This window comes from Pseudomonas sp. FW305-25 (assembly GCF_017351415.1).
Lineage (GTDB): Bacteria > Pseudomonadota > Gammaproteobacteria > Pseudomonadales > Pseudomonadaceae > Aquipseudomonas > Aquipseudomonas chlororaphis.
In genome coordinates this window covers 26,665-48,399 of record NZ_JACNDE010000042.1, presented here as the reverse complement: position 1 = coordinate 48,399, position 21,735 = coordinate 26,665, and the positions used below count along the sequence as shown (strand labels likewise).

At 62.5% G+C, this 21,735-nt stretch carries 21 protein-coding genes; 8 read left to right on the top strand and 13 right to left on the bottom strand.

Annotated elements, in window-relative coordinates; genetic code table 11:
* Positions 1–28: 28 nt before the first annotated feature.
* From J4E58_RS27560 to J4E58_RS27545, 4 genes are all read right to left on the bottom strand, one after another.
* A complete protein-coding gene (locus tag J4E58_RS27560) occupies positions 29–1,570 on the bottom strand; it encodes an amino acid ABC transporter permease/ATP-binding protein (protein ID WP_087092579.1) in 1,542 nt (513 codons plus the stop codon).
* Positions 1,571–1,668: 98 nt separating this feature from the next.
* Positions 1,669–2,466, bottom strand: a complete 798-nt coding sequence (locus tag J4E58_RS27555) for an ABC transporter substrate-binding protein (protein WP_053259545.1) — start codon at positions 2,464–2,466, stop codon at positions 1,669–1,671.
* A gap of 43 nt (positions 2,467–2,509) precedes the next feature.
* Positions 2,510–3,568, bottom strand: coding sequence for an isopenicillin N synthase family oxygenase (locus J4E58_RS27550; RefSeq protein ID WP_087092578.1), 1,059 nt, complete (start codon positions 3,566–3,568; stop codon positions 2,510–2,512).
* A gap of 12 nt (positions 3,569–3,580) precedes the next feature.
* On the bottom strand, positions 3,581–4,432 hold the full coding sequence (locus J4E58_RS27545) for a sugar phosphate isomerase/epimerase (RefSeq protein WP_087092577.1): 852 nt from the start codon (positions 4,430–4,432) through the stop codon (positions 3,581–3,583).
* 322 nt (positions 4,433–4,754) lie between these two features.
* On the opposite strand from J4E58_RS27545, the gene J4E58_RS27540 reads away from it, so the two are divergent.
* From J4E58_RS27540 to J4E58_RS27530, 3 genes are read left to right on the top strand one after another with little or no spacing between them, the layout of a single operon-like run.
* Positions 4,755–5,333, top strand: coding sequence for a YfiR family protein (locus J4E58_RS27540; RefSeq protein WP_087092576.1), 579 nt, complete (start codon positions 4,755–4,757; stop codon positions 5,331–5,333).
* Complete coding sequence (locus tag J4E58_RS27535) at positions 5,330–6,598, top strand: diguanylate cyclase domain-containing protein (RefSeq protein ID WP_087092575.1); 1,269 nt, start codon at positions 5,330–5,332, stop codon at positions 6,596–6,598. The genes J4E58_RS27540 and J4E58_RS27535 overlap by 4 nt, the downstream gene beginning before the upstream one ends.
* 4 nt (positions 6,599–6,602) lie before the next feature.
* The gene (locus J4E58_RS27530) at positions 6,603–7,106 is read left to right on the top strand and encodes an OmpA family protein (RefSeq protein WP_007922157.1); all 504 of its coding nucleotides are present in this window, start codon (positions 6,603–6,605) and stop codon (positions 7,104–7,106) included.
* A gap of 164 nt (positions 7,107–7,270) precedes the next feature.
* Here J4E58_RS27530 and J4E58_RS27525 read toward each other — a convergent pair whose 3' ends face one another.
* The 3 genes from J4E58_RS27525 to J4E58_RS27515 form a co-directional block, all read right to left on the bottom strand.
* Positions 7,271–7,552, bottom strand: coding sequence for a hypothetical protein (locus J4E58_RS27525; RefSeq protein WP_223815824.1), 282 nt, complete (start codon positions 7,550–7,552; stop codon positions 7,271–7,273).
* Positions 7,553–7,670: 118 nt separating this feature from the next.
* Complete coding sequence (locus tag J4E58_RS27520; RefSeq protein ID WP_087092574.1) at positions 7,671–8,825, bottom strand: polymorphic toxin type 44 domain-containing protein; 1,155 nt, start codon at positions 8,823–8,825, stop codon at positions 7,671–7,673.
* 181 nt (positions 8,826–9,006) lie between these two features.
* Positions 9,007–9,957 (bottom strand): LysR family transcriptional regulator, encoded by a 951-nt coding sequence (locus J4E58_RS27515; protein ID WP_009042050.1) that lies wholly within the window; start codon positions 9,955–9,957, stop codon positions 9,007–9,009.
* 153 nt (positions 9,958–10,110) lie between these two features.
* Here J4E58_RS27515 and J4E58_RS27510 point away from each other — a divergent pair, with 153 nt between their 5' ends.
* Entirely contained in the window at positions 10,111–11,637 is a 1,527-nt protein-coding gene (locus tag J4E58_RS27510; protein ID WP_007922163.1) for a CoA-acylating methylmalonate-semialdehyde dehydrogenase, read from the top strand.
* Between the two features lie 11 nt (positions 11,638–11,648).
* Positions 11,649–12,536 carry a 3-hydroxyisobutyrate dehydrogenase gene (gene mmsB / locus J4E58_RS27505; protein ID WP_007922164.1) on the top strand — a complete coding sequence of 296 codons (888 nt, stop codon included), beginning with the start codon at positions 11,649–11,651 and terminating at the stop codon, positions 12,534–12,536.
* Between the two features lie 256 nt (positions 12,537–12,792).
* On the opposite strand, the gene J4E58_RS27500 is transcribed toward mmsB, so the two are convergent.
* Positions 12,793–13,143, bottom strand: coding sequence for a cupin domain-containing protein (locus tag J4E58_RS27500; RefSeq protein ID WP_007922165.1), 351 nt, complete (start codon positions 13,141–13,143; stop codon positions 12,793–12,795).
* Positions 13,144–13,409: 266 nt separating this feature from the next.
* Here J4E58_RS27500 and kynB point away from each other — a divergent pair, with 266 nt between their 5' ends.
* Both kynB and kynA read left to right on the top strand, forming a co-directional pair.
* Positions 13,410–14,051, top strand: coding sequence for an arylformamidase (gene kynB / locus J4E58_RS27495; RefSeq protein ID WP_037033901.1), 642 nt, complete (start codon positions 13,410–13,412; stop codon positions 14,049–14,051).
* A gap of 107 nt (positions 14,052–14,158) precedes the next feature.
* Complete coding sequence (kynA, locus tag J4E58_RS27490) at positions 14,159–15,013, top strand: tryptophan 2,3-dioxygenase (protein WP_053259555.1); 855 nt, start codon at positions 14,159–14,161, stop codon at positions 15,011–15,013.
* Between the two features lie 185 nt (positions 15,014–15,198).
* Here the strand turns inward: kynA and J4E58_RS27485 are convergent, their stop codons facing one another.
* The 4 genes from J4E58_RS27485 to antA form a co-directional block, all read right to left on the bottom strand.
* On the bottom strand, positions 15,199–16,596 hold the full coding sequence (locus J4E58_RS27485; RefSeq protein ID WP_087092573.1) for an amino acid permease: 1,398 nt from the start codon (positions 16,594–16,596) through the stop codon (positions 15,199–15,201).
* Between the two features lie 73 nt (positions 16,597–16,669).
* The gene (gene antC / locus J4E58_RS27480) at positions 16,670–17,689 is read right to left on the bottom strand and encodes an anthranilate 1,2-dioxygenase electron transfer component AntC (protein WP_087092572.1); all 1,020 of its coding nucleotides are present in this window, start codon (positions 17,687–17,689) and stop codon (positions 16,670–16,672) included.
* A 12-nt stretch (positions 17,690–17,701) separates the two neighbouring features.
* On the bottom strand, positions 17,702–18,193 hold the full coding sequence (gene antB, locus J4E58_RS27475) for an anthranilate 1,2-dioxygenase small subunit (RefSeq protein ID WP_087092571.1): 492 nt from the start codon (positions 18,191–18,193) through the stop codon (positions 17,702–17,704).
* Between the two features lie 2 nt (positions 18,194–18,195).
* On the bottom strand, positions 18,196–19,581 hold the full coding sequence (gene antA, locus J4E58_RS27470; RefSeq protein WP_087092570.1) for an anthranilate 1,2-dioxygenase large subunit: 1,386 nt from the start codon (positions 19,579–19,581) through the stop codon (positions 18,196–18,198).
* Between the two features lie 497 nt (positions 19,582–20,078).
* On the opposite strand from antA, the gene J4E58_RS27465 reads away from it, so the two are divergent.
* Positions 20,079–21,092, top strand: coding sequence for a helix-turn-helix domain-containing protein (locus J4E58_RS27465; protein WP_087092569.1), 1,014 nt, complete (start codon positions 20,079–20,081; stop codon positions 21,090–21,092).
* A 6-nt stretch (positions 21,093–21,098) separates the two neighbouring features.
* Here the strand turns inward: J4E58_RS27465 and J4E58_RS27460 are convergent, their stop codons facing one another.
* A complete protein-coding gene (locus J4E58_RS27460; protein WP_007927404.1) occupies positions 21,099–21,572 on the bottom strand; it encodes an Lrp/AsnC family transcriptional regulator in 474 nt (157 codons plus the stop codon).
* Between the last annotated feature and the right edge of the window lie 163 nt (positions 21,573–21,735).

Below are 21,735 nucleotides of genomic sequence, written 5' to 3'. Positions count from 1 at the left end.
CGCCGGGTCGCTGGCGTTCGGCACTCGATCAGAGCGCCGCCGCCAGTGCCGTCGCGCTTGGCTGCTCCAGCCCCATGAAGCGTCTGACCCGTTCCCCCGCCGCTGCTTCGCGGATTGCTTGCGGGCTGGCGTCCAGCTGGATATTGCCGCCCTCCATGAAGATCACCCGATCGGAAATCGACAGGGCGAAGTCCATCTCGTGGGTGACGATCAACATGGTCATGCCCTCTCGGGCCAGGTCGCGGATCACATTCAACACATCGCCCACCAGCTCGGGATCGAGGGCCGAGGTCGGCTCGTCGAAAAGCATGATCTGCGGCTCCATCGCCAGGGCCCGGGCAATCGCCACGCGCTGCTGCTGGCCGCCGGACAGCTGGTGCGGGTACTTGTGGGCGTGGGCCAGCAGGCCGACCTTGTCCAGCAAGGCGTAGGCCTGCTGCTCGCTTAGGGCCTTGCTGCTGCCGTGGTAACGCGGCGCCAGGCAGATGTTGTCGAGGATGTTGCGATGGGGGAACAGGTTGAAGTTCTGAAAGACCATGCCGATGTGCCGCACCCCCTCGCGCACCTGCGGGCTGTTGAGGTTGTCGCCAGCGCTGATGAAGCTGTTGCCGAACAGCACGATCTCGCCCTGGTCGATGCGCTCCAGGCCGTTGATGGTGCGGATCAGCGAGGTCTTGCCCGAGCCGGACGGACCGATGATGGAAATCACCTGGCCACTGGCGACGTTCAGGTCGACGCCCTTGAGCACCTGATGATCGCCGTAGCGCTTGTGGATGTTTTGCAGTTGCAGGGCTGGGGCGCTGCCGGCTACCGGTCGTGGGCGAGGGCGGCTGTGCTGCGGTTGTGCCTGTTGCCGGAGCCGCTCGGTGCCGGCGTCATCCAGGGTTTGCGGGGTGCGCAGGTTCAGGTCCAGGTGGCGCTCCAGGCGCTGCAGCAGCCAGGCGAACAGGGTGACGATCAGCACGTAGTACACCGCCACCGCGGCCAGGGTCTCCATCACCAGGAAGTTCTGCGCATACAGGCGCTGGCCGACGGTGAGCAGTTCGGTCAGGGAGATCACCGAGATCAGAGAGGTCAGCTTGACCACGGTGATGTACTCGTTGATCAGGGTCGGCAGGGAAATGCGGAAGGCCTGGGGGATGACGATCAGCCGTTGCAGACCGATCAGGCCGATGCCCAGCGCGCGGCCGGCTTCCTTCTGCCCCTTGGCCACCGAGATCAGCCCGCCGCGATGGATTTCCGCCATGTACGCCGCTTCGGTCACCACCAGGGCGAGCAGCCCCGAGTAGAAGGGGTTGGACAGCACCGAACCGGTGGCCGGAAACAGCTGGGGCAGGTTGTAGACGAAGACCACCAGCACCAGCAGCGGAATGCTGCGAAAGAACCAGATGTACAGCGCTGCCGGGGTTCTGATCCAGGCGGCCGTGGAGAGTTTGGCCGAGGCCAGGAGAAAGCCCAGCAGCATGCCGATGAACCAGGCCAGCGCGCTGAGCTGGACCACGGTGACGCAGGCGTGCCAGAAGCTGGGCAGGGAGAACAGGGAGATGAAGTAGGACCAGTCAAATTGCATAAACACCTCGGGCGGCTTCGGATCGCAGGCATCAGGACGGGCGCTGCGCGCTCGATCGGGGGCCGGTCACGGGCGCATCCCTGCGCCGCAGTGGCTTGTCAGTCAGTCACCGGTTCCAGGTTGTATTTGCCGAGGATCGCGGCGTACTCGCCGTTCTTGCGGCTCTCGGCGAAGGCTTCCTGCAGCGCCTTGTAGGTGGCGTCGTTGCCTTTCTTGACGAAGATGCCGAGGGTTTGCTGATAGATCAGGTGCTGGCTGGTGACCACCACCCGACCCTGGGTGCGTTCGGCGATCATCTTCGCCGCGCCGGCGATTTCCACCTGGGCCTGGATGTTCTTCGACAGCAGGGCCTGGGTCACCTCAGGTGCCGAGGGGTATTCGCTGACACTGATCGCGCCCTTGTTGTTCGGCACGCAGTAGTCGCTGGAGAGCTTCTGCAACTGGCTGACCCAGGTGGTGCCCTGTTCCAGCCCGACCTTCAGGCCGCACAGGTCTTCAGGGGTTTGCGGATTCAGGCCGCTGTCCTTGGACGTCATGATCGCCGCGCCGGTTTTCGCATAGGCGATGGTCATGGCTTGGGTCTGCCGTTCCGGAGTGATGTACATGCCGGAAATGATCGCGTCGTAGCGACCGGCGTTGAGGCCGAGGATCAGGCTGGGAAACTTGGTGTCGACGAACTCGGCCTTGGCGTTCATGTGCCTGGCCAGGGCATGGGCCAGTTCCGGGTCGGAGCCGACCACGTTCTTCTCGCTGTCATAGGACTCGAACGGTGGGTAGGTGATTTCCATGCCGATCTTCAGCTGTCCGGGTGTCGCGGTCGAGGCCAGGCCGGCGGTGGCGCACAACAGGCCGGCGGTGAGCAGGGTCAGGCGAGCAACGTTGTTTTTGTTAAGCATCGTGGGTCTCTCCAGGGGATGGAAGCAAAGGGCAAAAGGGTGGTCAGGACGCTTGCGACTGGTGTTTCAGGTGTCCGAAGCTCGAAGGCTTGCGGGCCTTTTCCGGCAGGCGGATCTCGCCGTTCTCCACGCGCTTGCGCAGGTACTGGTAGGTCTGCAGGGCCTGGCCATACATGTGCTCGCCGATGGTGATCTGCTCATAGTCGTCCGAGGCCTTGGCGAACTGTGGCAAAGGCTTGATCTGGGTATGGAAGTCGCAGGCGTAGAACAGCGGGAACGAGTAGCGCTCCTCGCTGACGCTGCGCACCCGGTGGGCGGTGGCGACAAAGGCGCCGGCGGTCATCACCTCCAGCATGTCGCCGATGTTCACCACGAAGGCGTCGGCAATGGGCGGGGCGTCGATCCACTGGCCCAGGTTGTTCATCACCTCCAGGCCCGGCTTGTCGGCCAGCAGGATGGTGAAGCACTCGTAGTCGGTGTGGGCGCCGATGCCGGGGGCATCCTGGGCCACGTCGTCGAACGGGTAGTGAATCAGGCGCAGCTTGGAAGGCGGGCGGGTGACCAGGGCGTCGAAATAGTTTTCCTCCAGGCCCAGGGCCAGGGCGAACCCGCCGAACAGGCGCCTGCCGAGGGCGAAGACGGCCGCGTAATAGGCTTGCACCGCCTCCTTGAAGCCGGGCAGTTCTGGCCACTCGTTCGGCCCCAGCAGCGGCGTGTTGGCCAGGACCAGAGGATCGTCGGCCGCGACTTCGAAGCCGATGTCGAAGGCTTCCTTGTGATCCGGCTTGCCCTTGGAATACACCTCCTCGCCCTCGGGGACGAAACCCTTGTGGCTTTTCGAGGTGCCGATGTAGTGCTGCATCTTGCTGTCCAGGGGCTGGGCGAAATAGTCCCTGGCGGCCTGGCGCAGGCCGGCGATCAACTGCGGGTCGATACCATGGCTGGTGATGTAGAGAAAGCCCACTTCGCTGGCGGCCGCTCCCAGCTGCTCGGCAACGGCCAGCCGGTGCTCCAGCTCGATGCTGAACAGGCCGGCGATGTCCACCACCGGAATGTGCTTGAAGTTGGCCTTGGCCGGGGTTTTATCGATTTTATCGGGCATGACGCAAGAACCTCACGGACGGGTTGAGTGGGCGAAGTGGTCGAAGTGTTCGCGCTCGGTCCTGGCCATCCACTGGTTCAGCGACCAGAGGTCGGCCACCGGCACGTTGGTGAAGGGCAGGTGATGCAGGTAGCCGTCGGCGCCGAACTCCGGGGTCAGGGTGCTGACCTGGTAACCACGGGCCTTTTGCGAATGCCAGATGGCTTCCCAGTGCTGCTGGTGGAACGCCAGTTCACGGGCATATTCCGGGGCGGCGGGGTGCGGGACTTGTGGCCCCTGGTCATAGCCGACCCGGGCCTGGATATGGTGAACGCGCTCGACGAAGGCGCTCAGGTCATCGAAGGGGTCATCCAGCAGGCGTTCGCAGGTGACGACCCAGTGGCTGATATCGCTGGTGAACCGCAGGTCGGGCAATTGCCGGATCAGCTCCAGGGTGACCCAGGGATTGAACAGCGAGCGGGCGCGGTGAGTCTCGAAGCTGCAGAACTGGCCATGCTTGCGCGCCAGCTCCATGGCCTGGCCGAAGAACTCCACTTGCTGGGCCAGGGGCCAGCGGTCGTTGCCGGCCAGCAGATTGACGAAGCGCGGCGCCAGTTCGGCGGCCCAGGCGAGCTTGCGCTCCAGGTCCAGCAGGTGTTCCTGGAACGCGGCCGACTGTTTTGGCAGGACGTCGTAGGCGGTGAAAACCGTGCAGATGTAGGCGAGGCGATTGTCCCGCAGGAAAGTGCCGAATTCGCCGCGTTCGCGGGCTTGCAAAGGCAGGCGGGCTTCCATACCGTCGAAGCCGGCGGCCAGCAGCTCGTCGAGGGCCTGGGCCGGGCTGGCGGTATAGCCCCAGAGTGTGCGGAATATTTCCAGTTGCATCGGCTAACCTCAAAGATGTCTTGGGCTACTCATGGCACCGCAAAGGCACTGGGCCGAAGCGGCGATACTGGGCAGTAGCAAAAGACATTCCTTGAGCCGGGTCTCTGCGGATCCGGTCTCACCGAGGGCGGTCTGGACGGCTCGCTCTCTGGCGCCGATCTTAAGCAGGCGATGCAGGCATGAAGAATAGGAAGGCTCAAATCGTTACTTCATTTTTTTCTAAACCAATAGCCTGCTACCCATGCCTGGGAACCTCGCGGCGGTTTCACCGGCTGTGCTATCGTTGCGGCATCATTGTATGAAGATCAAAGAGAATCCCTGCATGAACGTGGCTGTCTCGGCGACAGAGCGCTTTTCGGGCTGGAGGCAGATACTGCTGTCCGCCCTGGTCTGTCTGCTGAGCACTTTTGCCGTCGCGCAACCCGAGCCTGCCGCTACCAGCCTGGCAGACCAGCGCGCCAAGGCGGTGACTCAAGTGGTGCTGGGGATTCTCAGTTATGCGCGCTGGCCGGTGGAGCCGGCGCAATTGCGTCTGTGCGTGGTGGGGCCGACCGAATACACCGATGACCTGGTCAAGGGCACGACCCAGGCCACGGGCCGCCCGGTTTTGGTGCGGCGCTTGCTGGCCGACAACCCGGCCATCGTCAGCGAGTGCGATGCGGTGTACATCGGCAAGCTGACCGACGACCAGCGCGCCCGCCTGTTCACTTCCCTGGTCGGTCATCCGGTATTGAGCATCAGCGAGGGTGGCGACCAGTGCACGGTCGGCAGCCTGTTCTGCCTGCGCGTCAGTGACAATCAGGTGTCATTCGAGGTCAACCTGGATTCGGTGGCCCGCAGTGGCGTGCGGATTCATCCAAGTGTGCTGCAACTCTCTCGTCGTCGACCGGCGGCGCCATGAGCTTCTTCAAATCTCCTGCTCGCCCTACATTGCGTTCGGTCATTGGCCGCGGGCACCTGATTGTCGCCCTGCTGGCCATTTCCATGGCCAGCCTGTCCCTGACATTGCTCGGGGTGCTGGCGTTGCGGGTGTATGCCGATCACAACCTGCATCTGATCGCGCGTTCGATCAATTACACGGTCGAAGCGGCGGTGGTGTTCAACGACAGCGCCGCGGCGACCGAAGCCCTGGCCCTGATTGCCTCCACCGAAGAGGTGGCCGATGCCCAGGTGCTCGATGCCCGGGGGCGCGTGCTGGCCCATTGGGAGCGGCCGGAAATCGGTTTGCTGACCGATCTGGAAATGCAGATCGCCCGGGCCTTTCTCGAGAAGCCCATCACCGTGCCGATCATGCATCAGGGCCAGGAAATCGGCAGCATCGCCCTGACCGGGCACGGCGGCAGCCTGCTGCGCTTCCTGCTCAGCGGGCTGGTGGGGATTGTCCTGTGTATCGCGGTGAGCGCCTGGGTGGCGCTGTACCTGGCGCGCCGGCAGTTGCGCGGCATTACCGGGCCGCTGCGCAGCCTGGCCGATGTGGCCCATGCCGCGCGCCGCGAGCGGGCATTCGACGTCCGGGTGCCGCCGGCGGAAATTGCCGAACTGGACAACCTGGGCAACGACTTCAATGCCCTGCTTGATGAGCTGGAAGCCTGGCAAACCCACTTGCAGAGCGAAAACGAAACCCTGGCCCACCAGGCCAGCCATGACAGCCTGACCGGGTTGCCGAACCGGGCGTTTTTCGAGGGCCGGCTGATCCGTGCGCTGCGCAGCGCCAGCAAGCTCAACGAACGGGTGGCGGTGCTGTTTCTCGACAGTGACCGTTTCAAGGGCATCAACGACAACTTCGGTCACGCCGCCGGCGACGCGGTGCTGATGGCGGTGGCGTCGCGGGTGCGCGCGCAGTTGCGCGAGGAAGACCTGGTGGCACGCCTGGGGGGCGACGAGTTCGCCATTCTGTTGACCCCGCTGCACCGCATCGAGGATGCCGAGCGTATCGCCGAAAAAATCATCGCCAGCATGGCGATGCCGATTGCCTTGCCGGGCAGTACTTCGGTACTGACTTCACTCAGTATCGGTATTGCCGTCTACCCTGATCATGGCACCACCCCGGGAGCTCTGCTCAATGCCGCCGATGCGGCGATGTATCAGGCCAAGCGTGTCTCTCGAGGCGGGCAACACACCGCGGGGTCGGAGCCCCCCGTCGTTCACGTTCAATCCAGGAGCTAATTCTTTGTTTTCACTGACTCGACCTTTCTTGCGACTTTTCACCACCGGCCTGTTGCTGGCGCTGCTTTCATTGACCGGTTGCCAGAGCGTGCCGCCCAAGGGACTGACCCCGCAGCAAGTGGCGGTGCTCAAGCAGGAGGGCTTTGAGCTGACGGACGAGGGCTGGGCCTTCGGCCTGTCCGGCAAGGTGCTGTTCGGCAGCGACATCGATAGGTTGAATGCCGCCAGCACCGGCATCGTTGAGCATATCGGCAAGGCGCTGGTCAGCGTGCACATCGACAAGGTCCGGGTCGATGGCCACACCGATGGCTCCGGCAGGGAAAGCTACAACCAGCAACTGTCCCTGCGCCGGGCGAAAAGCGTGAGCAAGGTACTGGTGGCCACGGGCATGCGCGAAGAAAACATCCAGCTGCGCGGCCTGGGCAGCAGCGAACCGGTGGCCTCCAACAGCACGGTGGCCGGACGCACCGAAAACCGTCGCGTCTCGATCGTGGTCATCGCCGACTGATCGGCGAAGACCATCATGCCAGCAGGCCCTGATTCTTCCTTTACACTGCGGTTCCCACAGCGGGGTGATTCGCTAGGTCTTCGCGATAGCAGGACCAGGCTGTGCCGAGTGGATTTTGCAGTGCTGCTGGCAGGGTGACCTCATAGTGGTGATGCTTGGAGTTCTTAAGGATCAGCAGGGTCCGTAGTGCACTTCTTCAAGCGATCCGTATCCGTGCCGCTCTCTGGGCTGGTATCAATATTGCCATTTAGGTCGAGGTAAATATCCGTTCTTCGCCATTTAGGGGTGATATTGACGCAATGATTACGGCCCGTATCACTCCACCAATAGAACTCCATGAAGAACCCGGCATCTGGAAAAATATGACCAAAATCAGATGTCGCCTCTCCTGGAAATAGGCCCCCGCGTCCACTCCGATAAATTCGGTGTTCGGTATTCCAGGTCATAGAGAGCTTCTCTTTTCCTTCCTTGGAGTAGTGAACCGTGACCACTGGGGTCGCTACCCTCCAAAACACAAAGGGGGACAGCAGTAGCAGAAAGAGAATGCCAAAAATGTACCTGTATTTAATGGGCCTTACATTTGTGGACACGGATACCTTCCCCCCATTCCTTCGGTTGTACTGCAAGAACTTCGTCCATGATCATCTTTGCTGTTATGCCTCCGTTGGGGCGTTGTCGATAGAGTTTCACGCCGATACTAATGGATATTCGGTCAGGTGCATCATCCCAGGCCCTCATGCCCTCGATATCAGCAGAGCGATGCGGGCCGGGCCGTTCCCATTCTGCTTTAGGTTTTTCAAAAATCTCTTCAACCTTCCGAGCAGCGTCCGAGCCTATCTGCTCTATACCTGCGCCGTCCAAGAGGACACTTTCAGAGAGTCCACCAGCCAGTCCAACATAGCCATAGTGGATGTTCGACCAGATGTCATAGAAGTAGTCGTAGCCCCCTTGTTTGTTCCAAACATCCTTGAACATCGCTTGTAGCTTCGGCTTGTGGTCCCAGGGTCGGCCCTGACCGACTCGCTCAGTCCAGATAGCCAAAGCTTTCGCTTTCTTTCCCAGCGCTAAGCTATAGAAGTCAGGGCTTTGGCCAAGACGAAGATAGAAAGGAAGCTCCTTATACTTCTTTGTTTCAGCTGTTGGACTAAAGCTGTTGAGGTCTTTCATTTGTCGCACAGGCGGGCTGTTGATATTGGTATTCATCTCGCCCGCAATGTAGCTCGCCAGTTCTTCCATCTGGTCTGGGTCATTACAGACCTTTTCTTCTGGCTTCTCTTCAGGCGTCTTAGAGGCCACATTGGGATCGACTAAAGCATTTGCAGCGGTGGCCTTCTCGGTCAGCCTCGGGTCGGCCAGCAAGGTCGCCATCTTTTCATCGTCTACCGAGCCATCTGAGCGGAACACTCCGAGCGCCGCGAAGTTAATGATTGCCGCGCCAGGAGTGGGCCCCATGACAAAGCCACCGAAGGTATCGCCTGACCCGGTGATGATTGTCCCGCCGTGACTGGTGGGGCTCCCTAAGTGGGCCATAGGACGACCATTCAGGATGATCGTTGGAAACCCCGTGGTGATGACCGCGCCACAACCGCAAGTGTCACCGACTCGGGCTGCTCCCATGAAGTTGATGTTGATGTCACCAGAAGCGCAAGCAATAGGTGTCGTGCCGTGACCGGGAAGCGGGCAGAGGTGTTTGTCGCCCAGGCGAGCAGAAGAAAGCATTTATCGTCCTTGCATTAGCTGATCCGTGAGGCTCTTTGTCGAGCTTCGCGAACCTAGCAAGTGGCGATGGCTAAGGCTTTAGGACGATTCTGAACTTGGATGGAGAGTTTGTCGGGGGCCGGCAATTACGATCAATCCCTGCCACAAAGCCTTGGCAGGGCCTGCTGATCTTCCTGCAGGACTATGAGTCGGCAAACACCATCTCCCGGCTCTGCCCCATCAGCAGGCCCTGATTCTGTTCGGTCACGCTGCGGATGTAATCCCACAACAGGGTGATCCGCTTGAGCTTGCGCAGGTCCTCGCGGCAGTACATCCAGAACTGCCGGGTGATGTCTATTTCCTCCGGCAGCACTGGCAGCAGGCGCGGGTCCTGGGCTGCGAGGAAGCAGGGCAGGATCGCCAGCGAGCGTCCTTGCTGGGCCGCCACGTATTGGGCGATGACGCTGGTGCTGCGCAGGTTGGCGCTGGCGCCGGGCAGCACGTTGGCCAGGTACAACAGCTCCGAGCTGAACGCCAGGTCGTCCACGTAGCTGATGAATTGATGCTCGCTCAAGTCCGCCGGGCGGCGGATCGGTGGGTGCTGGTCGAGGTATTCCTGGGTCGCATAGAGCTGCAGGCGGTAGTCGCAGAGCTTGCAGCAGACGTAGGGGCCATGCTCCGGGCGTTCCAGGGCGATGACGATATCGGCCTCGCGCTTGGACAGGCTGATGAAGTGCGGCAGCGGCAGGATATCCACCGAGATCGCCGGGTAGGCGTCGACGAAATGGCTCAGCTGCGGGGTGATGAAAAAGCTGCCGAAACCTTCGGTACAGCCCATGCGCACATGCCCGGACAGGGCCACGCCCGAGCCCGAGACCTGTTCGCAGGCCATGTGCAGAGTGCTTTCGATCGACTCGGCATAACCCAGCAGGCGCTGGCCCTCGGCGGTCAGGACAAAGCCGTTGGTCCGGGACTTTTCGAACAGCAGGGTACCTAGCGCGCCCTCCAGCGAACCGATGCGCCGCGACACCGTGGTGTAGTCCACCGCCAGGCGCTTGGCCGCGCTGCTGGCCTTGCGGGTACGCGCGACTTCGAGGAAAAACTTCAGGTCGTCCCAGTTCAGCGAGCCGAGGGAGGTGATGTTTTTTTGCATGATGGACCGGCTTTTATGTGCGTTCTTATTAGAAGTTTGCACATCTATACTCCAAAAACAGTCCGACAACCAACTCGCGACGCACGCCTCATTTCAAGGCGGTCCCACGCCTTGGCTCCCTGCATAAGAACCTCAAGAAGTCAGGAGACCCGTATGAACGCATCCCTCAAGTCCGACGGCACTACCTTGCAGCAGGTCAAGCTGCTGATCGACGGCCAGTGGGTCGAATCCCAGACCCGCGAGTGGCACGACATCACCAACCCGGCCACCCAGCAGGTGCTGGCCAAGGTACCTTTCGCCACGGCGGATGAAGTCGACGCCGCCATCGAAGCCGCGCATCGCGCCTTCCAGACCTGGAAGCTGACCCCGATCGGCGCGCGGATGCGTATCATGCTCAAGCTGCAGGCGCTGATCCGCGAACACTCCAAGCGTATTGCCCAGGTACTCAGCGCCGAACAGGGCAAGACCATCGCCGATGCCGAAGGCGACATTTTCCGCGGCCTGGAAGTGGTCGAGCATGCCTGCTCGATCGGCAGCCTGCAGATGGGCGAGTTCGCCGAGAACGTCGCCGGTGGCGTCGATACCTACACCCTGCGCCAGCCGATCGGTGTCTGCGCCGGGATCACCCCGTTCAACTTCCCGGCGATGATTCCGCTGTGGATGTTCCCGATGGCCATCGCCTGCGGCAACACCTTCGTCCTCAAGCCTTCGGAACAGGACCCGCTGTCGACCATGCTGCTGGTGGAGCTGGCACTGGAAGCCGGCGTTCCGCCTGGCGTGCTCAACGTGGTGCATGGCGGCAAGGACGTGGTGGACAAGCTGTGCACCCACCCACACATCAAGGCGGTGTCGTTCGTCGGCTCCACCGCGGTGGGCACCCACGTCTATGACCTGGCGGGCAAACACGGCAAGCGTGTGCAGTCGATGATGGGCGCGAAGAACCATGCCGTGGTGCTGCCCGACGCCAACCGCGAACAGGCGCTCAATGCCCTGGTCGGTGCCGGGTTCGGCGCGGCCGGCCAGCGTTGCATGGCCACCTCGGTGGTGGTCCTGGTGGGCGCGGCGAAACAATGGCTGCCGGACCTCAAGGCGCTGGCGCAGAAACTCAAGGTAAATGCCGGCAGCGAGCCGGGCACCGATGTCGGGCCGCTGATTTCCAAGCGCGCCAAGGAGCGTGTGCTGAGCCTGATCGAAAGCGGCATCAAGGAAGGCGCCAAGCTGGAGCTGGACGGTCGCGACGTCAAGGTGCCAGGTTTCGAGCAGGGCAACTTCGTCGGCCCGACCCTGTTCTCCGGGGTGACCACCGACATGCAGATCTACACCCAGGAAATCTTCGGCCCGGTGCTGGTGGTGCTGGAAGTGGACACCCTCGACCAGGCCATCGCCCTGGTCAACAGCAACCCCTTCGGCAACGGCACCGGCCTGTTCACCCAGAGCGGCGCGGCGGCGCGCAAGTTCCAGACTGAAATCGATGTCGGCCAGGTCGGGATCAACATCCCGATCCCGGTGCCTGTACCGTTCTTCAGCTTCACCGGTTCCCGTGGTTCCAAGCTGGGCGATCTGGGGCCCTATGGCAAACAAGTGGTGCAGTTCTATACCCAGACCAAGACCGTCACCAGTCGCTGGTTCGACGATGACAGCGTCAACGATGGCGTGAACACCACCATCCATTTGCGTTGAGGAGTCCGCTCATGAAAATCGCATTCATCGGTCTGGGCAACATGGGCGCGCCCATGGCGCGCAACCTGCTCAAGGCCGGGCATCAGTTGAACCTGTTCGACCTGAACCAGGCCGTGCTCAAGGAACTGGCCGAACTGGGTGGCAGCATCAGTACCTCGCCGCGTGCCGCCGCCGCAGACAGCGAGCTGGTGATCACCATGCTGCCGGCCGCGCCCCATGTGCGCAGCGTCTGGCTGGGTGACGACGGGGTGCTGGCGGGTATCGCCCGTGGTACGCCGGCGGTGGATTGCAGCACCATCGACCCGCAGACCGCCCGCGACGTGGCCGCGGCGGCCGCCAAGCAAGGCGTGGCCGTGGCCGATGCGCCGGTATCCGGCGGTACCGGCGGCGCGGCGGCGGGCACCCTGACCTTCATGGTCGGCGCCAGCGCCGAACTGTTCGCCACCCTGCAGCCGGTGCTGGCGCAGATGGGTCGCAATATCGTGCACTGCGGTGAAGTGGGCACCGGGCAGATCGCCAAGATCTGCAACAACCTGCTGCTGGGCATCTCGATGATCGGTGTCAGCGAAGCCATGGCCCTGGGCGATGCCCTGGGGATCGACACCAAGGTGCTGGCGGGCATCATCAACAGCTCCACCGGGCGTTGCTGGAGTTCCGACACCTACAACCCCTGGCCCGGCGTAATCGAAACCGCGCCGGCCGCCCGTGGCTACACCGGCGGCTTCGGCGCCGAGCTGATGCTCAAGGACCTGGGCCTGGCCACCGAGGCCGCCCGCCAGGCACACCAGCCGGTGGTGCTGGGCGCCGTGGCGCAGCAGCTGTACCAGGCCATGAGCCAGCGCGGGGAAGGGGGCATGGACTTCTCGGCTATCGTCAACAGCTATCGCAAGCCGACCTAGGCACTGTGCAGCCTGCGCTCACTAAAGAGCGCGGGCCTCGCCAACCGCTGTGAACGCTGCAAACTTTCCGGGACTCACGTCGGGTGGGCTCCCGGTTTTTTGTTTGCGGCGTCGGAGTATCAGCCGCAGAAATAACTCGTAGGAGCAAGGCTTGCCCGCGATGCAGGCAATGCGCTGCGTTTGACATACCGCTATCGCGAGCAAGGACTAGGCGTCCCCCTACTCCTACAGAGGCAGAGTGATGTGGTGCGGTGGATCAGGCGAACACGAAATACTTGCGCACGGTCTCGACTACTTCCCAGGTGCCTTTCATCCCCGGCTCGACCACGAAGATATCGCCGGCGCGCAGGTGGATCGGGTCCATGCCGTCCGGGGTGATCACGCAGTAGCCTTCCTGGAAATGGCAGTACTCCCATTTCACATAGTCCACGCGCCATTTGCCGGGCGTGCAGATCCAGGTACCCATGATCTTGCTGCCGTCTTCGCTGGTGTAGGCGTTGAGGTTGACGGTGTGCGGGTCGCCTTCGAGCTTTTCCCATTTGCAGGCATCGAGAACCGGCAGCGGGTGGGTGTCGCGCAGAACGGTGATGGGGGCAGTCGCGGTCATGAGGACTCCGGGGTCTTGGCTGATAACTGAAGTCGCACCCTATAGCGCCCGGCGCCCGGCCAGTTGTCTGTACTCGACATCGGGGTGCCCAGAAACGCAGTACCCGCCCGTGAAGTGTTGCCGCGGTTTGCATTGAAATTTCCGAGCGCGAATCAGTGATTTCCTGGCAGTTCATGCGAAAGATTTCGCGGTCGCCGGAGCATTTCGCAAGAATCTTCACGGGCATCGCTCGTATGATTCAGGTCGAAATGGCCGAGAGCAGCGCTATGAGCACAACCCCAAGCTGGTGGGACATCAGCCCGCCCCTGAGTACCGCGACCCCGACCTGGCCCGGCGATACGCCGTTCCAGGAAGAGCGGGTGTGGCAATACGGGCCCGAATGCCCGGTGAACGTCGGGCGCATCACCCTGTCGCCGCACACCGGTGCCCATGTCGATGCGCCGCTGCACTACAGCGCCGATGGCGCGCCGATCGGCGAGGTGCCGCTGGATGTCTACCTCGGCCCGTGCCGGGTCGTGCATTGCCTGGGTTGCGGGCCGCTGGTATTGCCCCGGCACCTGGAGGGGCACCTGGACAACCTGCCCGAGCGGGTGCTGTTGCGTACCTATCGACAGGCGCCGTTGAGCACCTGGGACCCGGATTTCAGCGCCGTGGCCAAGGAGACCGTCGAGCTGCTGGCCAGCCACGGCGTGCGCCTGATCGGCATCGACACCCCGTCCCTCGACCCGCAGCAATCGAAAACCATGGAGGCCCATAACGCCGTGGCCCGCCATGGCCTGGCGATTCTCGAAGGCATCGTGCTCGACGAGGTGGCCGAAGGCGACTACGAACTGATCGCGCTGCCTCTGCGTTTCGCTCATCTGGATGCGAGCCCGGTGCGCGCCATCCTGCGGCCTTTGCCGCGATAATTCCTACAATAGTATTTACAACAACGAAGCTTCGACCCCGCGCGCCCTCGATCAAGGTCGGCGCCGGGTGATCGACCGGCCGCGACCTGACATGAGGAGCCCACGCGATGAGTCAATGTCCCTATTCGAACAACCCGCCGCCCGACAACTGGCATAACGCCGAGCTGAATTTTTCCGACTCCATGAGCTACGGCGACTACCTGGACCTGGGGCGCATCCTCAATGCCCAGCACCCCTTGTCGCCGGACCACAACGAAATGCTCTTCATCATCCAGCACCAGACTTCGGAGCTGTGGATGAAACTGATGCTGCACGAGCTCAAGGCGGCTCGCGAGCACGTGCATCAGGGGCAGCTGCCACCGGCGTTCAAGATGCTGGCGCGGGTGTCGCGGATCTTCGACCAGCTGGTGCATGCCTGGGCGGTGCTGGCGACCATGACCCCGTCCGAGTACAAGTCGATCCGCCCGTACCTGGGACATTCGTCGGGTTTCCAGTCGTTCCAGTACCGCGAGATCGAGTTCATCCTCGGCAACAAGAGCGCGACCCTGCTGCGCCCCCATGCCCATCGGCCGGAACTGCTCAAGGAGCTGGAGCTGGCGATCGCCACGCCGTCGCTGTACGACGAAGCCATCGGCCTGATGGCCAAGGCCGGGCTGGCCATCGACCCCGAGCGCCTGGCCCTGAACAGCCAGGCGCCGACCCAGCATGACCCGTCGGTGGAAGCCGCCTGGCGCGAGGTCTACACCGACCCGTCGCGCTACTGGGATCTGTACCAGTTGGCGGAGAAGTTTATCGACCTGGAAGACTCCTTCCGCCAGTGGCGCTTCCGCCATGTGACCACGGTGGAGCGCATCATCGGCTTCCAGCCCGGCACCGGCGGCACCGAAGGCGTCGGTTACCTGCGCAAGATGCTCGACACCGTACTGTTCCCCGAGCTGTGGCGCGTACGTTCGACGCTGTAAGCGGCAAGCCAACAAAAAGGCCCGGCATTCATCGAATGCCGGGCCTTTTTGTTTATGCCAATCCCTGTAGCCGCTGCCGCAGGCTGCGATAGGTCCGCAGGACCTCCGGCGTCCTCAAGATCGCTGCGACCGTACCGGTCGATCGCAGCCTGCGGCAGCGGCTACAGGGTCATGTGCCGCCGTTGTCAGGCCACCGCGCGAGCGCCGGACCTGGCCACCCGCAGGCGGTAGAACACCCAGATCAGCGCAACCCACACCGGGATGGCGTAGACCGACACCCGTATGCCGGGAATCATCAGCATCACGCTGACGATCATCAGCATGAAGGCCAGGCACAGGTAGTTGCTGAACGGGAACCAGAAGGTCTTGAACGACGGCACTATGCCTTGCTGGCCCATGGACTTGCGGAACTTCAGGTGGGTCAGGCTGATCAGCGCCCAGTTGATCATCAGCGAGGCAACGACCAGTGCCATCAGCAGCTCCAGGGCTTCTTGCGGCGCCAGGTAGTTGACCACCACACAGAGCAGGGTGATCAGCGCCGAAACGCCCAGGGCCAGCAGCGGCACGCCCTGTTTGTTCAGCTTCATCATCGCCTTGGGCGCGTCGCCCTGTTCGGCCAGGCCGTAGAGCATGCGGCTGTTGCAGTACACGCCGCTGTTGTACACCGACAGCGCCGCGGTCAGGACCACGAAGTTGAGGATGTGCGCGGCGGTGTCGCTGCCGATCAGGGCAAAGATCTGCACGAACGGGCTGCCGCTGTAGGAGTCGCCGGAAGCGTTGAGGGTCTGCAGCAACTGGTCCCAGGGGTACAGCGACAGCAGCACGGTGAGGGCGCCGACGTAGAAGATCAGCACCCGGTACACCACCTGGTTGATCGCCTTGGGGATTACCTTGCGCGGCTCGCTGGCCTCGGCGGCGGTGATGCCCACCAGTTCCAGGCCGCCGAAGGAGAACATGATGAAGGCCATGGCCATCAGCAGGCCGGTGCCGCCATTGGGGAAGAAGCCGCCGTGGCTCCACAGGTTGCTCACCGCCGCCTGCGGGCCGCCGCTACCGCTGGCCAGCATGTAGCAGCCCAGGGCGATCATGCCGATGATAGCCACCACCTTGATGATGGCGAACCAGAACTCGGCTTCGCCGAAGAACTTCACGTTCATCATGTTGATCAGGTTGACCAGCACGAAGAACACCGCGGCGCTGACCCAGGACGGGATTTCCGGCCACCAGAACTGCACGTACTTGCCCACGGCCGTGAGTTCGGCCATGCCCACCAGCACGTACAGCACCCAATAGTTCCAGCCGGCGAGAAAGCCGAAGTAACCGCCCCAGTATTTGTGCGCGAAGTGGCTGAAGGACCCGGCCACCGGTTCCTCGACGATCATTTCGCCGAGCTGGCGCATGATCAGGAAGGCGATGAATCCGGCTATCGCATAACCGAGGATCATCGAAGGGCCGGCGGACTTGAGCACGCCGGCGGAGCCCAGGAACAGTCCGGTGCCGATCGCCCCGCCCAGGGCAATCAGCTGAATATGGCGGTTCTTCAAGCCACGCTTGAGTTCGCCGGGTTTCAGGATGTCATCCACTAATCACGCTCTCTTCTCATTGTTATCGGATCTGTCCGTATTCGCGGCCAGATCGCGGCTGACGGCGGACGGATCAGATATTACTCTCGGTGAACTTCTCGTAATACAGCTGAACGCTCTCAAGTTGCTGATCTTGCAACCAGTTCTTGATCGACTCGACCATCGGTGGCGGTCCGCAGACGTACATGTCCACCGGAGCATCGCGCAGTTTGCTGCAATCGAAATGCTCAGCGATATAACCGCGCTTGCCCGGCCAGTCCGCCGTCGGCTCGCTGATCACCGGAGTGTAGCGAAAGCCCGGCAGTTGGCCGGCATAAGCCTCGATACGCGCGGTTTCGCACAGGTCGGCGACGTTGCGCACCCCGTAGTACAGGTGCACCGGCTGGGTGCAGCCGTCGGCGACCAGTTGCTCGAGCATCGCCAGCAGCGCCGACAGCCCGGTGCCGCCGGCCACCAGCACCAGCGGCCGGACGATATGGCGCAGGTAGAAGGCGCCCAGCGGTGCCTCCAGCTCGATACGGTCGCCGACCTGGCAGCGTTCGCGGATGTAATTGCTCATCGCCCCGTCGGGCAGCAGGCGCAGGAGGAATTGCAGTTGCTGGCTACCCGAACGGTTGGCGAACGAGTAGGAGCGTTTGCTCGACGTACCGGGGACCGACAGCCGGGCGTATTGCCCCGGCAGGAAGTCCAGCGCCGCCTGACCCTCGTCGAGCTGCAGTTGCAGGATCGCCGTGCTGTCGGAGACCTGGCGCACTGCGCTAACCGTGCCGCCCAGCTGTGCAGGCCCCGCGGCGCTGCACAGGCTGGAGTCGAAGTCGAAGTAGAAGGTGGCATCGGACTGCACCCGGGTCTGGCAACTGAGCATCTTGCGCTGCTCCAGGTCGGCGCTGGAGAGCGCTTCCTCGTCCACATAGTCCTGGCTGTAGTTGCCCGATTCGCAGCGGCCCTGGCAGGTGCCGCAGACGCCTTCGCGGCAGTCGAGGGGGATCTTGATGCCGTTGCGCAGGGCGGCGTCGAGCAGTATTTCATTGGCGTTTACAGGGAAGAACAGCGTCTTGCCGTCGGCAAAGCTGAACGCGACCTTGTGGTTCATGCCCGGTCTCCGTCAGAGGTGGTAGAAATCGAGCACCGAGTTGATGGTGTCGTTGAGCAGCAGCACATGCTTGCGAGTGATCAGCCAGCTGTCGCCGTGGGCCTTGAGGTTGTAGGTGGCATGGCCGAAGAACTGCTCGGCGGTGGCCAGGCGATAGAACAGCGTGTGCCAGTTCAGCCGCACTTGCAGGCTGCCGTCGGCCAACTCGGCGATCCGCACGTTGCTGATGTTGTGCAGGGTGCGCGGCATCGGAATGGTCGAGGCGGCCTTGCCGGTGCGGATACGGAACACCCGATCTTCCAGGCCCGAGCGGTTGGCGTAGTAGATCAGCGACATGCCGCGTTTGGGGTCGGTGGTGTAGACATGCTCGGAGTCCCACTGCGGCAGGTGGAACTCGCTCTGCGGGTCGAAGAGTTCGAGGTAGGCATCCCAGTCCTGGGCGTCGCACAGCTCGGACTTGCGGTAGAAAAACTGCTCGATACGGTATTGCAGTTGCGCACTCATGTTCACACCTCACGCAGTTTCAGGGATTGCCGGGCCAGCCCGTCGAGGAGGAATTTCTGCCAGTTGCGGTGCTGGTTGACGTACAGCCCTTCGTGGGTGAACTCAGTGCCGGTCATGGCCGGCTGGATGCCGATAGCCTCGCTGTTGTGGGTCGGCCCGGTTGCCCAGCGGTGGCTGCCGCGGGAGATATCGCTCCAGCGTTCCAGGCGGCCCTGGAAACCGCGCTGGGCTTCGCGGAATTCCACCAGGTCGTCGGGGGTGCCCATGCCCGAGACGTTGAAGAAGTCCTCGAACTGGCGGATGCGGTTTTCCCGGTCGGCGTCGGACTCGCCCTTGACCCCGATGCACTGGCTGATGATCTCGGTCTTGTTCCAGGCCAGCGGGCGGATGATCCGCAGCTGCGAGCTGATCTGGTCGAGGAAGAACAGGCTCGGGTAGACGTTGAGGTTGCGCAGGCGGTGCATCATCCATTCGGCCTTTTCCTGGCCGTACTCTTCCACCAGCCGCGGCATGATGGTGGCGTAGCCGGAGCGCACCGCAGGGTTGGGCATGTCGCTGAACAGCACGCTGTGGCCGTTGTTGAAGGCGAACCAGCCGTCGTCGGTGTTGGCGTCGCCGGCGCCGAGCTTGCTGTAGTCGAGGGTGGCGCTGGCGCCGCCGTTCTCGCTGTTGACCTGCTGGCGGTGCTGCACCGTGGCCACGTAGTTGTAGTGCACGGTGCTCACGTGATAACCGTCGAGGCCGTTCTCGTTCTGCAGTTTCCAGTTGCCGTCGTAGGTGTAGGCGGACTTGCCGGGCAGGACTTCCAGCTCACCGGTGGGCGACTGGGCGACCATCATGTCGAAGAACACCTTGGCGTCGCCGAGGAAGTCCTCCAGGGAGTTGTCGGCGTGGACATCGAGGCTGATGAAGACGAAGCCCTTGTAGCTGTCGATGCGGGCTTTCTTCAGGCCGCGGGTGGCCTTGTCGAAGCCTTCGGGGTATTCCCCCGGCGCCTTGACCTTCACCAGGCGCCCGTCGCTCTTGTAGCACCAGGCGTGGAACGGGCAGGTGAAGGTGGACTGGTTGCCTTTGCCGACCCGGGTCAGGGTGGTGCCGCGGTGCTGGCAGGCGTTGATCAGCGCGTTGAGCCGGCCTTCGCCGTCGCGGGTGATGATCATCGGCTGGCGCCCGGCGCGCATAGTGACGAAGTCGTGGTTGTTGGCCAGCTCGCTTTCGTGGCAGGCGTAGATCCAGTTCTTCTCGAAGATCAGTTCCATCTCCAGGTCGAACAGCTCGGGCTCGGTGAACATGTCCCGGGCGATGCGGAATACGCCGTCGTCCGGACGAAAATCCAGGCAGCCGTCGATGAAGCTTTTCCATTGTTCTGTGTTTCTTGCACCACTCATGAGTGAGTACCTTTCTTGTTCAGGCCAATCGGTGCATGCATTAGAGAGAGTGCGGGGCAGGGGTGGCTATCCGCTTAGTCGGCCAAGGCCATCCACAAAATTGAACGGTCCTGCGGGCTTGTGTAGGAGCGAAGCTTGCTCGCGATAAACGATCATGCGGTGCATCTGCCAAAACGCGCCGTACCCATCGCGGGCAAGCCTCGCTCCTACGGGCGCGTGGGGTAACACCTGGGGGCTGAATACCCAGGTCCTGGGTGGCAGGCGATCAACGGCTGCACCGCGATGTCGCGATGAGCTACTGTTTGGCGCAGTCTTGCGTGGGTTTTGCGCACCGGGTGGACGGGTTCTATCCACTTAGTCGGCGATTGCTATCCAGTCGGTTGGCAGTGCCGGACGGTGGCGCAAAACTTGCTGTTGGCTGTTGCAAGCAAGCCAGTACTTCAAGCCAGACGCGCCGTCAGAGCGCGCAAAAAAAATATTGCCGTGGGTGCGCCGTGATGAATAGCAAGGCTGATTCGCAGTTTCGCGATATTCGTATCGATCGCTACGACCTCGAGGGGGCGAGAAGCTGGATGTCTGGCATTTGCGGGCCGCATCGGCTCGAGACCGCGACCCCCGAGCGCATCCGCTTTCACCACAGCGCCAACGTGTTCAAGTCGCGGGCCACGACCCTGGGCACCATCGAATACGGCACCGACGTCACCATCGATATCGAAGACGCCGAGCGCTTCAGCAGCTACAGCCTGAGCCTGCCGCTGAGCGGCGATCAGGAACTGAGCAAGGACGGCCGGCTGCTGCGCTCCAACCGCGACCAAGGGGTGATCATCGCGCCCAATGAAAGCCAGATGCTGGCGATCTCCGGCGACTGCCGCAAAGTCCAGGTGGTGATTACCCGGGCGGCCATGAGCGAGGCCCTCGAAGCCTTGCTGCAACGCCCGCCACAAGAGCCGCTGCGCTTCGAGGCGGTGATGGATGCGGTGGAGGGGGCGTCGGCGTCCTGGTGGCGCATGGCGCGGTATTTCATCGCCGAGCTGGAGCGCAGCAGCGAGCTGTACGAACAGCTGGCCTTCACCCGGGACCTGGAAAACTCCTTGATCAAGGGCCTGATCCTGGCCCAGCCGAACAACTACTCGGCGGAGCTGCGCGAGGTGCTGGAGGTCAAGTTGCCCCACTACCTGGTCCGTGCCCGCCAGTACATTCACGCCAACGCCCGCGAACCGCTGGGCCTGGAAGACCTGGAAGCCGCCGCCGGGGTTTCGCGCTTCAAGCTGTTCGAGGCCTTCAAGAAGTACTTCGCCCTGTCGCCAATGGTCTACCTGAAGAAGTACCGGCTCAACGCGGTGCGCCAGGAGATCCTCGAACACGGCTCGGCGCGGACCATTTCCGAGATCGCCCTGGGCTGGGGCTTCTGCCATCTGGGGCGGTTCTCCGCCGAATACCGCAAGCTGTTCGGCGAGTCGCCCAGCGTCACCCTGCAGCGCCACGACGCGCGGCGCCTGGGTGGTTTCTAGGCAAGCCTACTTGCGCAGCACCAGGTCCAGCAGGCCGTCCTGTTCCTTGATTTTCTGCAGGACGATTTCCGAGCGGATGTCGGTGACCCCGGACGTGCGGTTCAGGTGATTGACGATGAAATCCGAGAAGTGCTTGAGGTTGCGCGCCTGGACCCGCAGCACATAGTTGCTGGCGCCGGTGACCACATAGGCGGTCACCACTTCCGGCCACTGCTGGACCTTCTTGATAAAGGTCTCGTGCCAGTCCGCCACGTCCTGGCGCAGCGACACATGAACGATGGCCTCCAACTCGATCCCCAAACGCTCGGCATTCAGTACCGCGCGATAGCCGCTGATGATGCCTTCGCCCTCCAGCAGGCGCAGGCGACGCAGGCAGGCCGAGGGCGAGAGGGCGACTTTCTCCGCCAGCTCCTGGTTGCTGATACGGCCGTCCTGTTGCAGGAAGTGCAGGATTCGCAGGTCTGTAGAGTCGAGAATCATGGTTGGCATTTATCCGCGTTTTTTTAAGTTGTAGTCGAATAATCTTCGAGACTGTGCCGCTCTCATAGCGCATTTTGCACGAAAATTCTCCAGGGCTTCGTTCATTATTTCTTCACCGCGCAGCCACCGATGCCGCCCCTGGCATGGCGTGTGCCGCCGCATG